General features: G+C 53.4%; 15 protein-coding genes. 10 read left to right on the top strand and 5 right to left on the bottom strand.

What is annotated here, in order from left to right:
• Nucleotides 1-114 precede the first annotated feature (114 nt).
• Entirely contained in the window at nt 115-996 is an 882-nt protein-coding gene (locus KD147_RS08900) for a LysR family transcriptional regulator (protein ID WP_212547567.1), read from the top strand.
• 12 nt (nt 997-1,008) lie between these two features.
• Here KD147_RS08900 and KD147_RS08895 read toward each other — a convergent pair whose 3' ends face one another.
• The 3 genes from KD147_RS08895 to KD147_RS08885 all read right to left on the bottom strand — a co-directional run bounded on the left by KD147_RS08895 (nt 1,009) and on the right by KD147_RS08885 (nt 4,705).
• A complete protein-coding gene (locus tag KD147_RS08895) occupies nt 1,009-2,229 on the bottom strand; it encodes an iron-containing alcohol dehydrogenase (protein ID WP_212547566.1) in 1,221 nt (406 codons plus the stop codon).
• Nucleotides 2,230-2,349: 120 nt separating this feature from the next.
• On the bottom strand, nt 2,350-2,850 hold the full coding sequence (locus KD147_RS08890) for a GNAT family N-acetyltransferase (protein ID WP_212547565.1): 501 nt from the start codon (nt 2,848-2,850) through the stop codon (nt 2,350-2,352).
• Nucleotides 2,851-2,965: 115 nt separating this feature from the next.
• Complete coding sequence (locus KD147_RS08885; RefSeq protein ID WP_212547564.1) at nt 2,966-4,705, bottom strand: collagenase; 1,740 nt, start codon at nt 4,703-4,705, stop codon at nt 2,966-2,968.
• Nucleotides 4,706-4,843: 138 nt separating this feature from the next.
• On the opposite strand from KD147_RS08885, the gene KD147_RS08880 reads away from it, so the two are divergent.
• From KD147_RS08880 to KD147_RS08860, 5 genes are all read left to right on the top strand, one after another.
• Nucleotides 4,844-5,326 (top strand): glutathione peroxidase, encoded by a 483-nt coding sequence (locus KD147_RS08880; RefSeq protein WP_212547563.1) that lies wholly within the window; start codon nt 4,844-4,846, stop codon nt 5,324-5,326.
• Between the two features lies 1 nt (nt 5,327).
• On the top strand, nt 5,328-5,780 hold the full coding sequence (locus KD147_RS08875; protein ID WP_212547562.1) for a MarR family winged helix-turn-helix transcriptional regulator: 453 nt from the start codon (nt 5,328-5,330) through the stop codon (nt 5,778-5,780).
• Nucleotides 5,781-5,853: 73 nt separating this feature from the next.
• Nucleotides 5,854-6,300 carry a hypothetical protein gene (locus KD147_RS08870; RefSeq protein ID WP_212547561.1) on the top strand — a complete coding sequence of 149 codons (447 nt, stop codon included), beginning with the start codon at nt 5,854-5,856 and terminating at the stop codon, nt 6,298-6,300.
• A 78-nt stretch (nt 6,301-6,378) separates the two neighbouring features.
• Entirely contained in the window at nt 6,379-6,774 is a 396-nt protein-coding gene (locus KD147_RS08865; protein ID WP_105254478.1) for a DUF4019 domain-containing protein, read from the top strand.
• Between the two features lie 60 nt (nt 6,775-6,834).
• Nucleotides 6,835-7,767 carry a patatin-like phospholipase family protein gene (locus tag KD147_RS08860; protein WP_212547560.1) on the top strand — a complete coding sequence of 311 codons (933 nt, stop codon included), beginning with the start codon at nt 6,835-6,837 and terminating at the stop codon, nt 7,765-7,767.
• Here KD147_RS08860 and KD147_RS08855 read toward each other — a convergent pair.
• On the bottom strand, nt 7,764-8,636 hold the full coding sequence (locus tag KD147_RS08855) for an EamA family transporter (protein WP_212547559.1): 873 nt from the start codon (nt 8,634-8,636) through the stop codon (nt 7,764-7,766). The two genes, KD147_RS08860 and KD147_RS08855, sit on opposite strands and share 4 nt — an antisense overlap.
• A gap of 210 nt (nt 8,637-8,846) precedes the next feature.
• On the opposite strand from KD147_RS08855, the gene KD147_RS08850 reads away from it, so the two are divergent.
• The 4 genes from KD147_RS08850 to KD147_RS08835 all read left to right on the top strand — a co-directional run bounded on the left by KD147_RS08850 (nt 8,847) and on the right by KD147_RS08835 (nt 14,467).
• Nucleotides 8,847-10,556 (top strand): sensor histidine kinase, encoded by a 1,710-nt coding sequence (locus tag KD147_RS08850; RefSeq protein WP_212547558.1) that lies wholly within the window; start codon nt 8,847-8,849, stop codon nt 10,554-10,556.
• Nucleotides 10,553-11,893 (top strand): sigma-54-dependent transcriptional regulator, encoded by a 1,341-nt coding sequence (locus tag KD147_RS08845; RefSeq protein ID WP_105254482.1) that lies wholly within the window; start codon nt 10,553-10,555, stop codon nt 11,891-11,893. Before KD147_RS08850 ends, KD147_RS08845 begins: the two co-directional genes overlap by 4 nt.
• Nucleotides 11,894-12,058: 165 nt before the next feature.
• On the top strand, nt 12,059-13,006 hold the full coding sequence (locus KD147_RS08840; RefSeq protein ID WP_212547557.1) for a porin: 948 nt from the start codon (nt 12,059-12,061) through the stop codon (nt 13,004-13,006).
• A gap of 12 nt (nt 13,007-13,018) precedes the next feature.
• Complete coding sequence (locus KD147_RS08835) at nt 13,019-14,467, top strand: SLC13 family permease (RefSeq protein WP_249319088.1); 1,449 nt, start codon at nt 13,019-13,021, stop codon at nt 14,465-14,467.
• A 152-nt stretch (nt 14,468-14,619) separates the two neighbouring features.
• Here the strand turns inward: KD147_RS08835 and KD147_RS08830 are convergent, their stop codons facing one another.
• Nucleotides 14,620-15,585, bottom strand: a complete 966-nt coding sequence (locus KD147_RS08830) for a GlxA family transcriptional regulator (RefSeq protein ID WP_105189157.1) — start codon at nt 15,583-15,585, stop codon at nt 14,620-14,622.
• Nucleotides 15,586-15,603: the final 18 nt, after the last annotated feature.

Below are 15,603 nucleotides of genomic sequence, written 5' to 3'. Positions count from 1 at the left end.
ATCAATAACCGCTCAGCGACGATATTATCGTCGCTGGATGTATGCGGGCATTCGCGAAAGTACTTTTCCATGACGGTTAAATACTTAGATATCAATGGATCTGTTTGGGTGTAAATGATGAAGATCAGCCAGTTAGAAATGTTTCTTGCCATCAGCGAGTCGGGCTCTATCGCCGAAGCCGCACGGCGGCTGGGCAAAAGTCGCACCACCTTGAGCTCTTCACTGAGTGCGTTGGAGGATGAGCTCGGCGTTGAGCTCTTGGAGCGTAGCGGTAATCAGGTGACCCTGACCAACATAGGGCAGGTGATCAAGAACGACTGCGAGCGTATGGTGATGATAGGCAATGATATTACCGGGCGCTGCCGGCAGCATTTGCAGGGCGTTGAGTCCGTGCTGCGGATCGCCCGGGACGATGCGCTGCCCGAGTCTTATTGGCGCCAGCTTATTCATGAGATGAGCCTGCAGTTTCCAGGCACCAGTGTGTCCGTGTATATGGCGCCGCCGCCGGAGCTTAACGACATGGTGGAGCACAATCTGGTTGATATCGCCTACTGCCTATTGCCTCACAGCAACCGTTTGCCAAACACTCATCACGTCAAGCTGGGTGAAATTCGTATGATGACGGTGGCCAACAGCGACCACCCCCTGTGTAAGCTCTCAAGGGTGGTGCGCTCCGACTTAGCGCGCTATACCGAATTTGCCCTCGCCAGCATAGACGATGAGGGGCTACGCGCCGTGGCGCCGGCCTCAAGCAACTACATTGCGCTGCCGTTTTATGAGCATCTGCGCAATGCGGTGCTCGATGGCACCGGCTTTTCCAACGTGCCTTCGGTACTTATTAACCCCTATCTGCGCGATGGCAGCGTTAAGGTGCTCAACTATGATCAGGCGATGCAGCGCCAAGCCTATGGCATGATCCAAAACCGCTATAGCCAGCTTGGTGGCCTCACTCAATGGCTGGCCGAACAACTTGAGGACTATTTGGCGGAGGATTAAGCTTGCTAATAGCTAGCTAATAGCTGGCTCATTATTAGGCTTATTATTAGGTATGAGCGAGCGCAGAACGGCTTCCATTTCCTGCTGCGTCATAAAGCAAGGCACTGGGTAGTCGGGATGCGCTTCCGCCAGCGCCTGCTTGGCAATGAGGGGGATATCCTCGGCTTTTAAATCGGCAATGCAGTGTGGGATAGCCAGTTCATCGAGCAGGGAGTAGATTTTTTCCCTGAGCTCGGCGGCGCTGCTGTGCTCGTCCAAGGAGTGCTTGGCTAAACGCTCCAGCTTGGTATCTATTTTATCGCCGTAAAATTCCAGTATGGGCCTGAGTACCAGGGCATTGGCCAAGCCATGACCCAGGCCGTAAACAGCCCCTAACTGATGGGCGATGGCATGCACATAACCTACGGAAGTTCGGGTAAAGGCCTGACCCGCGTACATGGCGGCCCAGAGCATGTCGGTGCGGGCGCCGAGGTTTTGTGGCTGGTGGTAGGCCCTGGGCAACGCATCGAGAATAAGCGCCACGGCTTTTTCACTTTTATCCCGCGTATAGGCGTTGGCATTGATGCCAATGTAGGCCTCTAGGGCATGGGTGAGCGCATCGATGCCGGTGCTGGCGGTCAGCCCCGGCGGCAGTCCGGTGGTGAGCTCGGGCAAAAACAACACGCCCTTGGGCACCAGGCAGAGATCATTGATGGAAAATTTGATTTTACGCTCGGTGTCGCTGACTACGGCGACCACCGTAACCTCGGAGCCGGTGCCCGCGGTGGTGGGGACAACATACACAGGGGGCAAGGTGCGCAGCACCTTAAATAGTCCCTGCATTTGTCGTAACGACTTGTTGGGGCGAGCGATACGTGCGGCGATAAGCTTGGCGCAATCCATGGCCGAGCCGCCGCCAATGGCTAACAGGGTGTCGCATCGGTGCGCTTGGTAGCAGCTTACGCCTTGCTCTATCTGTTCGATACTGGGGTTGGCGCCAAGCTCGCTAAAGATAATCACCTCGATATCATTGGCCAGCAGTTGTTCTTTTAGCTGGGCATGTAAATCAAGGGCGAGTACACCCGGATCGCTGACCAGCAGGATGCGTTGGCACTTTTGCGCGCGTAAATATGCCAGCCATTGTTCAATGGCCTTATCACCGTGAAACACATGGGGCTCGGGAATAGGCAAAAGCATGGCCGCCAGGCGCAACTCCAGATGATACATGCGATAAAAAAGGTGTTGAGCGGCCATGTTTTCCCTGTGCTAACTCATTGAATAAAATCTTATTCTTATAAAAGCAAATTTAGGTACAAAACACTAGGTTCGTGGAGCATGCTGTTATTTTTGGTGCTACGGCGGCGCCGAAATCGGTTAGCGCCTAACCACATAGCGCTGCACGCACTTATCACCGACTTCTATCTCAGAGTCGAGCCGACCGCCGCAGGCGATGATGGTTCGGCCGGAGGCCTGATTATCCTTATAGCAATGGATATGCACCTCATTGACCTGGCGCTGCTGCAAAAACGCAATGGATTTGGCCATCAGTACCTTGCCCAAACCCAGCCCGCGCTTGGAAGGGCGAATGCTTAAGCCGATATGACCGCCGCAATGGGCAATGGCGTCATTCAGGGTGTGGCGAATATTGGTGACCCCAAGGATTTCACCCCTATCGACCAGCCAAAGAGTTGAGCTGGGTACATAACCTGCCGGCAGGTTCACTCCCTTGGCAAAGTTATCCAGCCTTGCCAGTAGCGCGGGAAAATCCTGGTGCTCAAAGTCTAGGGGAAACGGGTAGCGCTCTTCATCGCCTAACTCGACGATATAGTCGCGGTACGATTGCTCAAATGCCTGGCCAGGGGTAACTAACTCCATGTATTTAATTCACTTTATATTGCGATTTTGATTTCAGCCAGCTTATATCAAGTGTGCGGAGAACGGCTAGCGTATTTGCAAAATAATGGGGCCAACTGGCCCCGGATAAAGTGAGCTAAAATAAATGTCGATGCTGCTCATCGTAGCTGAGGTGCTTTGGCATCAGGTAATCGCGATACAGATAGCGATAAAGCTTGTTGATCTTCTGTTTTGCTTTGTCTTCTGCGTTTTCCTCCGTCGCCGGGTAGTTATCTAAAAAGGCGGTGAAGCCATCCTGGTGTTTCTTGGCAAGCTTGGCCAGGTTATTGGCGTAACCTTGATAGAAATCCCCTTTTAGGTGCTGTTGCAACTGGCGCAGGGCATTTAAATCCTGCTCGGCCAGATAGCGAATTGCAAGATAAGACCATTGGTAAATTTGCTGGCTCGAATCCTCATAGCTGGTGGCAAAAATGGCCTCCAGTGTCGGGTGCTCATGCTTTGGCGTTTCGGCAATGGCTTTATAGGCTTTGGGGTTGTGCTCTCCTTTGGCGACTAATTCCGCTAAGCCTTCACTCCACCACACCAGTTGTGCCGGGAAGTGCCCAAAGCCGCCGTATTTATTAAAACGACCATCCAGGTAATGCACGTATTCATGGTTTAAATTCCATACCTTATTTCTGTCTTGTAGCCAAAATGCCCTAAAGGTATAAAACGTGGCCTGGTTATTGGGGTCGCTTGGTGTGCCTTCGATATACATACCGCCGTTATTGGTATCTATGTCGAACAGCAGTTGGCCGTAGCGGTTATAGTCTGCATATTGGTCAAAAATAATCACCCGCAGGGCTCGGTTATGATCGTTGGCCACGGCCTGGTATTGGGTGTCGAGCAGGGTATGAAAGTCCTCCTCCTGTGCGGTAAGCCTGTTACAGCTATAGGCGAGTTGCTCGGCGTCTAATGAGGTGGCGCGAATAAACAGGCGTTCGCTGCACTGATGATTTATTGGTAGCGCCTGGTCGATATCAATATCTAGGCACTGGCCTTTAAAGGTTTCACCACAACTGCTTTTGCCGCGAAAGCTATTAACCAGGTAAACGCCTGAGAACAGCGTTTGTTGCTGGGTTTTGTTTGGTTCTGCCTTGGTCAATGCCTGCCATACCTGAGTGTCCAGTAGCTGCTGTTGCTCCCGCGCCAACAACTGGTGCACATAGCCCAGCACCCACAGGGCATGGGTCTGCTGCCAATCGCCCAGGGCAATGTTCTTGAGTAAGACCTGGCGCAGCCTAGCGTCTGAACTAATGCTCTGGGCCAGTTGCTCGTTATCACGGGCGCTAAAGGCCAAAAAGCCCAGGGCGCGGTAGTGCTCCCACAGCGCATAATCACGCTCTAGCGAAGGTGCTGTTTGCTCTTTAGCCAGGGTATTGAGTGTATTTTCAAGCCACAGTGGCGCCTGATCATAGAGCTTTGGGGTATCGAGTAGGCGGTAGAGTGTCACCGCATAGTGCTCTAAAAATCGCTGTTGTTGTACCTTTGGCGCACCCTCAACTCGCTCTATTAAGGCCTGTAACTGAGAGCTTAGAGCCACTAATTGCGACTCTTTGATGGCATCTAGATCGCCCTTGTAACTGTAGGCGCGCAAAAAATACAAGGCACTGTTAAGTGTGGGCCAATCGACCGTGCGCGCATCGGCCTGGGTTGAGATAAATGTCAGAGTGTCCTCAAAGGCCCTGCCAAAGGCTTCGTCTGACGGGGTGAGTGTCGGCGAGCTTTGCCAGATATCAACATAGTTATAAGCATCTGTTGTCGAAAGAGTTTTATGCACTGAGGTACTACAGGCGCTGATCAGGGTCAGCGCGATAAGTGCTGTAATTTTTGTCATTGTGATCGCGTTAGAGTGAACGAATAGAGCAACAAAATACATTTAAAATATATTGTATACAATAATTTGAGGTGGATTTCTTGCAAAGGGTTGGATTTTGATCAATTATATTGTGCACAATGTAAATGAGATTCCCTTATGTCTATCTATGAATTTTCCGCGACCAATAACCGGGGTGAAGAAGTATCTTTATCCGCCTATAAAGGCAAGGTGATGCTGATTGCCAATACCGCCAGCAAGTGTGGCTTTACGCCTCAATACCAGGGCTTAAATGATCTATATAAAGACCTGCAAGCAAAGGGGCTTGTGGTGCTAGGTTTTCCCTGTAACCAGTTTGGCGAGCAAGAGCCGGGCAGCGACAGTGAGATAAGCGAGTTTTGCGAGCTGAACTATGGCGTGTCTTTCCCCATTATGAGCAAGATAGATGTTAATGGCGCAGGCGCCCATCCTTTGTTTGACTACCTTAAGGCTCAGGCACCCGGTCTGCTGGGCACTAAGAAGATCAAATGGAACTTTACCAAGTTTCTGGTCGATCAAAATGGCAAGGTACTGAAGCGATATGCCCCTTTGACCAAGCCCGAAGCGATTCGTGCCGATATCGAAGCCCTGCTGGGGAATTAAGATGAGCGGGGATCAGGATCTCTATTTGCAAAACCAGCTGTGTTTTAAGCTCTATACCGCTTCACGGCTGGTGATCCGCGGCTACCAGCCGATGCTGAAAGACCTTGGGATCACCTACCCCCAATACCTGGTGTTGCTGGTACTGTGGCAGGCCAAGGAGCAAGAAGAGTTGCCGCTAAGCTTAAAGGCGCTGGGGGCGCGTTTGCATCTCGACTCGGGCACCCTAACACCCTTATTAAAACGCATGCAGCAGCTCGGCTTGATCAGCCGGGTGCGCAGTGAGCAGGACGAACGGCAATTGCAGATTGCCTTGACGGAGCAGGGGATAGCCCTGGCACCCAAGGCTAAAAAATGGCGGGAAACACTCAGGGAGGGCCTGGCCTGCCAGCAGCAAATGCTGACGCAGATGGCCCAGCAGCTCGATCAGTTTATCGGCTTGCTGGAAAAAGAATGACTCGAATCCGTCATTTAAGTAAATGAAAAATATGATATGTTTTTAACCACTTGCATTGAATGAGCACCCGCTTATGACCAGCGTCTGGCTATTACTTGGTTTGGTTGTGGCCCTTATCATCATGATCACCTTTGCACGGCGTGGGCTTTGGGCCAGTCGTAAGGGTTATCCCCTGTTGCTTGCCAGCTTCCCCCTTTATTACTGGCTTTTTGCTCTCTGGGCCATGGACTTTCAGGCGTTGCTCTATGAAGCGGCCACCGCCGTGGTCTTTTTTCTGCTTGCCGGGTGGGCCATTAAAAGTCGTAATCCAGCCCGTTGGTGGCTGGTGGGGCTGGGGATGTTTTTGCACGCTGGTTATGATTTCTATCACGATACCCTCTTTAGTAATGCCGGCACGCCCATCTGGTGGCCACAATTTTGCGGCATGGTGGATCTGGTGTTAGCCCTGTACTTATGTGCGCTGGCGGCCTGTTCCGGCGAGCTCAGGCTGCCGGGGCAGCGTCTGATCCACAAAGAATAATGACGGCGCGCCATTACAAGGCGGCAAAATAAGCTAAGGTTAATAGGGAAAATTAACCTTAAATAAAAAGGACTTATAATGAAAACACTCTTCGTAATTTTGAGCCTGATGGTGACTAGCCTAAGCTGGGCTGGGCAAACGCCGAGCGTGGAAGTGGCGAAATCCTGGCTAGGCGGCATAGATGCAGGTCAATATGAGCAAAGCTGGGATGAGGCCGGAGCGCTTTTTCAGGAGCAGGTCACCAAGGACCAATGGCGTGACATCATCAAGGCGGTACGCTCGCCCTTGGGTAAGGTTATCAGCCGCACCGAATTGGGCCGTCAAAACTTTACCTCTTTGCCAGGTGCCCCAGAAGGTGAATACCTGGTGGTGCAATTTCAAACCGAATTCGCCAATAAGGCGGGAGCCATAGAGACCCTGACATTGAGTAAAAATCAGGAGCAATGGCGTCCGGTGGGTTACTTTATCAAGTAGCCACTGCAGTTCATAAATAAGCCTATTTAGGCCCCGGGGTAAACTAATCAAGGAAGGAGTATGAAGGCAATATTAAGTATTGATGGCGGCGGTATTCGCGGCGTGCTACCAGCGCTGGTGCTGGCGCACATTGAAACACGCGTGGGTCGCCCCGTTGCCCAGTGCTTTGATCTGATCGCCGGCACCTCGACTGGGGGAATTCTCGCTTTGGGCCTGGGTAAGGATAACGGTGAGGGGGTACCGCAATACAGCGCCCAGGCGCTGGCGGATATGTATGAACAGCACGGCAAGGAAATATTTTCACGCTCCCTGTGGCGCGGCGTGTCTTCTGTGGGTGGTTTACTCGATGAAACCTATACCCATAAAGGCCTGGAACGCCTGCTTGAACATTACTTTAACGATGAGCCCCTGGGGGCGTCGCTGACCCGATTACTGCTTACCAGCTATGATATTCATAACCGTAAGCCGTTGTTTTTAAAAAGTTGGCGTCAAGAGCATCGCGCCGTCTTGATGCGCCACGCGGCGCGGGCCACCTCCGCCGCACCCACCTATTTTGAACCAGCCCATATTCCTGTTGATGGGGCCAAACGCGCCCTGGTCGATGGCGGCGTATTTATTAATTCGCCCTCGGTGTCGGCCTATGCCGAGGCGCAACGTATTTTTCCCGAGGAAGAAGACTTTCTGCTTGTCTCTATCGGCACCGGAGAGCTTAATCGTCCCATTGAACTGCGCGACGCCAAGGATTGGGGCAAGGCCGGCTGGGTGACACCCTTGTTAAGTTGTATCTTTGATGGCGTGGCGGATGCCGCCGACTACCAAATGGATAAGCTATTGGGGGACAACTACATTCGCCTGCAAACCACCTTGGACCTGGCTTCCGATGATATGGACGATGTCACTCGGGGTAACATCGCCAATCTAAAATCCGAGGCCGCCAGGCTGTTAAAGACCCATAAAACAGAGCTGGACCTCGTTTGCCAGCACCTTGCCTAATCAGTTTCGCTCTTGCTTTCGGACTGCAGTGAGCTGCCGATGGAGGCGATGATCACCAGGGCAATGGCGAGCCATTGCAGTGGCGTGAGTAATTCGCTGAGGATCAAAAAACCGGCCAAAGCGGCGATGGCGGGCTCCATGCTCATCATCACGCTAAAGCCTTGAGCCGGCATATTGCGCAGTGCCACCATTTCCAAGGTATAGGGCAGGGCGCTGGACATAATCGCAACCAGGATCCCAAGCGGGATCACTTCCCAGCTCAGCAGCGCCATGCCTTGGTGTGCGGCGCCGTAGGGCACTAGCACCATGGCCGCTACCGTCATGCCCAGGGCCACGGTGCGCCCGCCAGAGCTTTGGGTCCCAGTACGCTTGCCAAATAAAATATACCCGGCCCAACAGGCGCCGGCGATTAAGGCCAGGGCGACACCCACGGGATCAAGACCGGTTTCGGCATCGATTTCCGGCAATAGCAGAATAATCCCGGTGATGGCAAAGGCCACCCACAGCAGATCCCGTTTCCGTTTTGAGCTCAATAGCGCCACCGCCAGTGGTCCGGTGAATTCCAAAGCCACACCGATACCCAAGGGAATACGCTCGATGGCGTAATAGAAGGTGATGTTCATGCCGCCTAAACACAGGCCATAGACGATAATGCTGCGCCATTGCTGGCCCTCCGGCAGCGCCTTCCAGGGACGAAAAACAAGACACAACACTAGGGCGGAAAAACCCAGGCGCAGCGCCGTGGTGCCCTCGGGGCCAATCAAGGGAAACAATTGCTTGGCGATGGAGGCGCCGGACTGAATGGTAACCATGGCCAGTAAAACACAGCCGATGGCCGCCAGGAGCACACGGTGGTGAGCGAAAAACATGTTGGAAACCCGTGTTTGGTGAAGTGGCGCTAGTGTAGCTAAGCCCCTTGTTTGGGTAAATACTACAAAGTGCCACTGGTCGTATTTTTATTGGTTTTGGTCTAAACCACTTATGCCCCGGTGCTTATCAAGCTATCGGCACTACCATAGCGGCGACAGCGTTGTTACACTCGTGAATTCGTTCTTGGTTTGCGCTGCGGGAGAAATTGGGTGTCGCGTCAGTTAATAAAATTTGCCACCTATTTGGTGTTGTTTGTGCTTGGCCTGGGGCTGACCCATACCTTAACGCAGGAGCAGTTACTGGAGCAAAACCAAGAGCGCACCGCCCGCCATGCAACGGCTTTGAACGATTATATTCACAGTGAATTTACCCGCTTCAGTACCATTGTTTCGTTTTTGAGTAGTAGCGCCTTGGTGCACCAGGCACTTCAATATGACCAACAGGATAACGCCGTAGATCGCTACCTAAGCGATGTGCAACGGGCCAGCGGCGCCTCCGATGTCTATCTGTTAAATGCCCAGGGTACTGTGGTGGCCAGCAGTAACTGGCACCTGCCGCACAGCTATAAGGGCAATAATTTTGCCTTTCGCCCTTATTTTGCCCGCGCCATGGCCGGGGAAACGGTGACCGATTTTGCCCTTGGCCAACGCTCCATGCGTCGCGGCTTTTATTTTTCCAAGGCGGTTGATTTTGCCGAGAATGGCCGAGGCGTGATCGTGCTTAAGGTCAACGCCAGTAAATTTGAAACCGATAAAGCCCGTTTAGATACGGGCGAAGAAAGTCATTTTGTCCTGCTCGATGCTAATGATGTGGTGCTGCTCTCCGATCACCCCGACTGGCAACTGCATGCCACTAAAGCGCTCAGCGGCGAGGCTCAAGAGCAGCTAGCACAGTCGCAGCAGTTTTTAGGGCAGACGATTAATCCCCTAGGGTGGCACTGGCTGGCCAACGATGGTCAAATTATCGCTGAGCAGCGGCGTTATTTGGTCAGCGCCTCGACCTTGGAGGGGACCTCCTATCGGCTGCTGATGCTCAGTCCTATCGTTCCCTTTAACGAGGTGCACGCGGCGCGTTTGGGTCTGGCCATGTTACTGCTGCTACTGGTGATTGCGCTTGTCGAATACCTGTCGGTCAAGGTCGCAGGCTATCGGCAACTGTTATTTAGTCAACGCACGCTGGAAGAGCAGGTGCAGGAGCGTACCCGGGAGTTAGAGCAGGCCCAGGACGCGCTGATCCGTGCCACCAAGCTGGCCACCATAGGCCAGTTGAGTGCCAGTGTGAATCATGAAATCAATCAGCCGCTCAGTGCCATGAGCGCCTATGTGGCCGCGTGCAAACGCCTGCTGATGCGCTCTGAGCCGGAGAAGGCGATGGAAAACCTGCAGTTGATAGAGCAGTTGATCCGCCGCGTGCACGCCATCGCCGGCCAGCTTAAATCCTTTAGTCAAAAGCGTCCGGTGAAGATGCAAAGCATCTCGCTGCAACAAAGCGTGCAAAATGCCCTCTTGGTAGTTGGCCCCGAGCTCAATAAACATCATGTCAGTGTGCATGAATCCGGGCTCGAGGTGTCGGTGTGGGTCGACCCTTATCAGTTTGAGCAGGTGCTGGTGAATCTGCTGTCCAATGCCTGCCATGCCATGGAGCACTGCCAGAACAAGTGGCTGCGCCTGGAGGCAAGCAGCAACGAGAGTAAGGTGTACTTGTCCATTATCGATAATGGCCCGGGCATAGACCAGCACGCCCTCAGTACCATTTTTGAGCCCTTCTATACCACTAAGTCGGAGCATGGTTTAGGCTTGGGGCTGTCAATTTCAAAACAAATTATCGAATCCTTTCAGGGTAACCTCAGCGCCCATAATCATCGTGATGGCGGCGCCGAATTTTTGCTTAGCCTGCACCAACAAGAGCCACAATCATGAGCCGAGAACAAACCATTTATGTTATTGATGACGAAGCCAGCATTCGTCATTCGCTACAACAACTGCTCGAGCTTGAGGGCTATCGGGTGCAATGTTTCGACGATGCTAGCAAGGCCTTGCATAGCCTTAATCGCCGCTTTGATGGCGTGGTACTCAGCGATATCAGCATGCCAAATATGGATGGCATCAGCTTTTTGCAGCAGGTGCAGCAATTTGACTCCGAGCTGCCGGTGATCTTTTTGACCGGTTATGCCGATGTCAGTACCGCGGTAAAGGCCATGCAACTGGGCGCCTATGATCTGTTTGAAAAGCCGATTACCGAGCAGCTCCTTGATTGCCTGGCGCGCGCCCTAGATAAGCGCACCCTGGTGTTGGAAAACCGCCAACTAAAACGCCAGGTGCAAAAACAATCGGCACCCGGGGTACGGATTTTGGGCGAGACCCAACAAATGCAGCAGATGATGCAACTACTTGATGCGGTAATAGACACTCCGGCGGACGTGCTGATTGAAGGGGAAACCGGCACCGGCAAGGAGCTGGTCGCCCGCTACCTGCATGAGCAAAGCCAGCGTGCCAATCATCACTTTGTCGCCATTAACTGTGGCGCCATTCCCGAGCAGCTGATAGAAAGCGAACTTTTTGGTGCCGCCAGTGGCGCCTACACCGGCGCCAATCAGGCCCGCGAGGGGAAGTTCACCTATGCCAATGGTGGCACCGTCTTTTTGGATGAAATCGAAGCCATGTCGCCAAGCCTGCAGGTGAAGCTGCTACGGGTGTTGGAAGAGCGTCAGGTGACGCCGGTGGGCAGCAATCAGGGCATTGAGCTCGATATTCGCGTGGTGGCCGCCACCAAGGTCGACCTGCAAACCCTGGTCGATGCCGGGCAGTTCCGCGCCGATCTGTATTTTCGTCTTAATCTGGTGAAGGTGCCGATCCCGGCGCTGCGCCAGCGTAAGGCGGATATTCCTTTGCTTTATCAGCATTTTTTATCCATCGCCGCAACCCGTTTTCATAAACCAACCCAGCCGCTCAGTGATGAGCTGCGGGCGCGGTTAATGCAGTATGACTGGCCAGGCAATGTGCGCGAGCTGCGTAATCATGCCGAGCGCACCTTGTTGCTGGGTGAGCAGTTGGCGCAGCAATCCGACGGGACACAGGAGCAGGAAGTCTTGAGTCTGGCGCAAAAAGTGGCCTATTACGAGCAATCGCTGATCGAAGATGCGCTGGCCCAAAGTCAGGGTAGCATTAAAGAGGCGATGGCATTATTGCAAATACCGCGCAAAACCCTGTACGACAAAATGGCCAAATATGGTTTACAACGCACCATGTACACCTAACCCTTGTGTGGGTTTGGTGATAAATACGTAAATCGGTGTGCGGGAATCCGCACGTTTATTCCGATGTATTTCCATGATTTATCCATAACTCATTGTAAAATATGAATTAAAAAAGTTGGTTGGGTTTTTGTATGTGTCTTTGTTAACAACAAGTAGGATACAGCAATGATAAAACAACTAACATTTTCCAGCGCCGCCATGCTTATGGCTGGTGCCACCACCGTCCACGCGGCCGACTATGACATCTACGGCAAGGCCGAGGTGCAGATTGCCCACACCGATAAAGGGGTGATGCGCTATACCGAGGAAGGTACCCAGATAGATGCACCCTTTTCGCGCATCGGCGTCAAGGGTCAGCACGCCCTGAACGACACCACCCACTTAGTTTTTAAATACGAGGTACAGGTAAAGGGCTTTGATGGCGACTCAACCAATGACCCGTTTTCAGCCCGCAACACCTATGTTGGCGTGCAATCTCAATACGGCACCGTGCTGGTGGGGCGCAACGACACCCGCTTTAAATACTCCGAAGGCAAGGTGGATCAGTTTAACGAAACCCAGGGCGATATCGCCCAGGTGTTGTCCGGTCAATCCCGGGTGGGCGACAGCATCACCTACAGTACGCCGAAATTTGGGCTTTGGGCGGCGGCGTTGACCTGGGTTCCCAAAGATGACAGCAACAGCGAAGACAATGGTGTGGCGGCGCTAGTAAGCTATGGCGACCGCGGCCTTAAGCGCACCCCTTACTTTGTTGCTCTGAGCTACTCCGATGCCCTGGGCGATTTACAGGCCACTCGTTTCACGGCCGCCTATCGCTGGCAGCAGCTGCAACTGGGCGCCATCGTTCAACGCAGCGAAAACCTGGCCGGCGATAAAGAGGGCGATGGCCTGGTACTGAGTGCACGCTACTGGCTCAGCGACGCCTGGCAGCCCAAGTTGCAATACAGCCGTGATGACAGCGGCCTGCGCCATGAGGGGGATGCCGAGCAGTTTACGGTGGGCGTCGACTATGTGGTCGACAAGCAAACCACCTTTTATCTCCTTGTCAGCCAATTGGAACTCGATACCAGCGATGACACCAGCACCGCTTTGGGTCTAAAGTATATGTTCTAAGGGGAGCGACAAATGACCGAAAACAAACCAAATAAAATCAATCGCCTGGTGTTCTTATGGCTAGGGCCCCTGGTGATGCTGCTGACCTGTTTAATCGACCCGCCGAGCGGCATGTCGGTGGCGGCCTGGCGCACCGCCGGCTTAACCGTGTGGCTGGCCACCTGGTGGGTCAGTGAGGTGGTGCCCATTCCGGCGACCTCCCTACTGCCTTTGGTGGTGGTGCCCCTGGCCGATATTGCCTCCATCAAGGCCGCGGCAGCGCCCTATGCGCACCCGCTTATCTATCTGTTTTTGGGGGGCTTCTTGCTTTCCATCGCGATGGAGCGCTGGGGCCTGCATAAGCGTATTGCTCTAACTACTTTGTTGTTGGCGGGCAGCAAACCCAGCACCCAGATCATGGCCATGATGCTGGTTACTGCGTTCTTATCCATGTGGATGTCGAATACCGCCACGGCGGTAATGATGCTGCCCATTGCCCTGTCCGTGGTGCACCTGCTGCGCGATAACGGCAGCGAGTGCGATAACTTCGGTAAGGCGCTGCTCTTGTCTATTGCCTATGGGGCCAGTATCGGTGGTATCGCCACCTTGATTGGCACCCCGCCTAATGCGCTGATGGCTGCCTATTTGGCTGACAGCTATAACATAGAAATTGGTTTTGCCACCTGGATGTTGATTGGTGTGCCGCTGTCTGTGGTGATGCTGGCATTGACCTGGCTGTGGCTCACCAAGGTGATGTACAAGGTGGATAAAACCGCGGCGCAGGTGGAAACCCGAGGCATGTTTAAGCAACAGCTTGCGGCACTGGGTACCATGTCACGGGCGGAGAAAGGCGTATTAGCCGTGTTTGCTCTTGCCGCCGTCAGCTGGGTATTGCGCCCCTTGTTGGCTAAGGCCTCCGGGCTGGCTATTTCCGACACCGGCATTGCCATCGCCGCGGCCTTGTTGCTGTTTATTTTGCCCGCCAAAAAAGACAGCGAAGAGCGTATTCTCAATTGGGACAGCGCTGCCAAGGTGCCTTGGGGGATCTTATTGTTGTTCGGTGGCGGCTTAACCCTGGCTGCCAAGATTAAATCATCGGGCCTGGCCGATTATATCGCCAATATGCTCAGTGGCGCCGGCGCCATGGAGCTGGCATTGGGGATTTTAATCGTCACGGCGCTTATCACCTTCTTAACCGAGATCACCAGTAATACGGCGACCGCCGCTGGTTTCTTGCCGTTACTTGGCCCCGTAGCCGAGTCGATTACCGGCACGCCTTTGGTGTGGGTGATCCCCGCCGCCATCGCTGCCAGTTGCGCCTTTATGATGCCGGTAGCAACGCCACCCAATGCCATCGTTTTCGGCTCGGGTGAGCTGAAGATCAAGGACATGATACGTGCCGGCTTTGTGCTTAACCTGATTGCCATCGGCCTTATCACCCTGGTGACCTTAACCCTGGCACCATTGGTGTTGGGATTCTAACGCTTAATCTTTCCTAACCAAGGGCCGCCTAGCGGCCTTTTTTATTGCCGCTAAGGGTCTTCACTTCACAGCGCGAGTAACCTTGTGCATATGGTTATCCGCTAGTTATTTACATGCCTTAGACCAAGGCACCAACAAGTTACGGTCCTTCGCTAGGCGATAAGTTGGCGATATTGCGCCGGGGTTAGCGTGGTAACTTGCTTAAAGGTGCGCCGAAACGAGGTTTCATCGCCATAGCCCAATCGATCCACCACTTCCTTCACCGACAACCCCTGGTAGGTGATGAGATCGCAGGCCTGCTGAATTTTTACCAAACGCATAAACTGCGCCGCCGACAACTCCGTGCTGCTGGCGAGACGCCGCGCCAGGGTTCGGGTCGACATATTCATGGCTGAAGCAAAATTGCTCAGGGTTAAATCCTGCACCGGCGTTTGTTCAACCCAGCGATAGGCTCGCGCCACTTCCGGAGATTTCGATTTGATCATTTCGATACGTTGCCACGGCAGGGAGGCTTTTTGCGGTCTGGCAATCACCATCAGCTTAGTGATATCGGCGAGAATAGCGGCGCCGCAATGACTTTGGATCAGCGTGTTGGCAATGGCCAAATAGCCCTGTACGCCACTGCTGGTGGATAACTGCTTGTCCTGAACCAGGGTGTCATTAAATTGCCAGTTAACGCCTGTAAAAGCGGTGCTAAGGTATTGGGCTAACCACCAGGTAGCGGTGGCGCGGCGGCCCTCCAATTGTTTGCTGGCGGCCAGCAGACACACCGCGGAGCAATAGCCCCACAGCTGGGTCGTTGACGGCAGCCGACTGAGCGTGTCGATCAGCTCGCGATTTACCGCCAGCGCTTTTGTGCAATCCTGCTCCGAGCTGGCCCAAAAGCCGGGCAATAAAAGGGCATCAAACTGGCCTTCGGCAAGGCTGGTTTCGGGCTCGATAGTGATGCTCGGGCCCTGAGAGGCTAAGGTCAGGGTAACGGCAGCGCCGTCGACGCTGGTAAAGACACATTCGAAGGTGCGCTGTTGTGTTCTTTGATTACACGCAGTGAGTATTTCGGCAAAGGCCATCAGGCCCGAGGGGATACAGCCGGGGTAAACAACAAGACCTATACGCATAATTGGCAATAATTGTAT

The organism is Pseudoalteromonas sp. BDTF-M6 (assembly GCF_018334135.1).
Lineage (GTDB): Bacteria > Pseudomonadota > Gammaproteobacteria > Enterobacterales > Alteromonadaceae > Pseudoalteromonas.
This window is presented reverse-complemented; position numbering and strand designations above follow the sequence as displayed.

Excerpts from the sequence above, each read along its gene's own strand:
- KD147_RS08830 (WP_105189157.1), bottom strand. The coding sequence starts at position 15,585 with ATGCGTATAGGTCTTGTTGTTTACCCCGGCTGTATCCCCTCGGGCCTG.
- KD147_RS08900 (WP_212547567.1), top strand. The coding sequence starts at position 115 with ATGATGAAGATCAGCCAGTTAGAAATGTTTCTTGCCATCAGCGAGTCG.
- KD147_RS08890 (WP_212547565.1), bottom strand. The coding sequence starts at position 2,850 with ATGGAGTTAGTTACCCCTGGCCAGGCATTTGAGCAATCGTACCGCGAC.
- KD147_RS08845 (WP_105254482.1), top strand. The coding sequence starts at position 10,553 with ATGAGCCGAGAACAAACCATTTATGTTATTGATGACGAAGCCAGCATT.
- KD147_RS08855 (WP_212547559.1), bottom strand. The coding sequence starts at position 8,636 with ATGTTTTTCGCTCACCACCGTGTGCTCCTGGCGGCCATCGGCTGTGTT.
- KD147_RS08860 (WP_212547560.1), top strand. The coding sequence starts at position 6,835 with ATGAAGGCAATATTAAGTATTGATGGCGGCGGTATTCGCGGCGTGCTA.
- KD147_RS08875 (WP_212547562.1), top strand. The coding sequence starts at position 5,328 with ATGAGCGGGGATCAGGATCTCTATTTGCAAAACCAGCTGTGTTTTAAG.
- KD147_RS08880 (WP_212547563.1), top strand. The coding sequence starts at position 4,844 with ATGTCTATCTATGAATTTTCCGCGACCAATAACCGGGGTGAAGAAGTA.
- KD147_RS08870 (WP_212547561.1), top strand. The coding sequence starts at position 5,854 with ATGACCAGCGTCTGGCTATTACTTGGTTTGGTTGTGGCCCTTATCATC.
- KD147_RS08840 (WP_212547557.1), top strand. The coding sequence starts at position 12,059 with ATGATAAAACAACTAACATTTTCCAGCGCCGCCATGCTTATGGCTGGT.
- KD147_RS08865 (WP_105254478.1), top strand. The coding sequence starts at position 6,379 with ATGAAAACACTCTTCGTAATTTTGAGCCTGATGGTGACTAGCCTAAGC.
- KD147_RS08885 (WP_212547564.1), bottom strand. The coding sequence starts at position 4,705 with ATGACAAAAATTACAGCACTTATCGCGCTGACCCTGATCAGCGCCTGT.
- KD147_RS08895 (WP_212547566.1), bottom strand. The coding sequence starts at position 2,229 with ATGGCCGCTCAACACCTTTTTTATCGCATGTATCATCTGGAGTTGCGC.
- KD147_RS08835 (WP_249319088.1), top strand. The coding sequence starts at position 13,019 with ATGACCGAAAACAAACCAAATAAAATCAATCGCCTGGTGTTCTTATGG.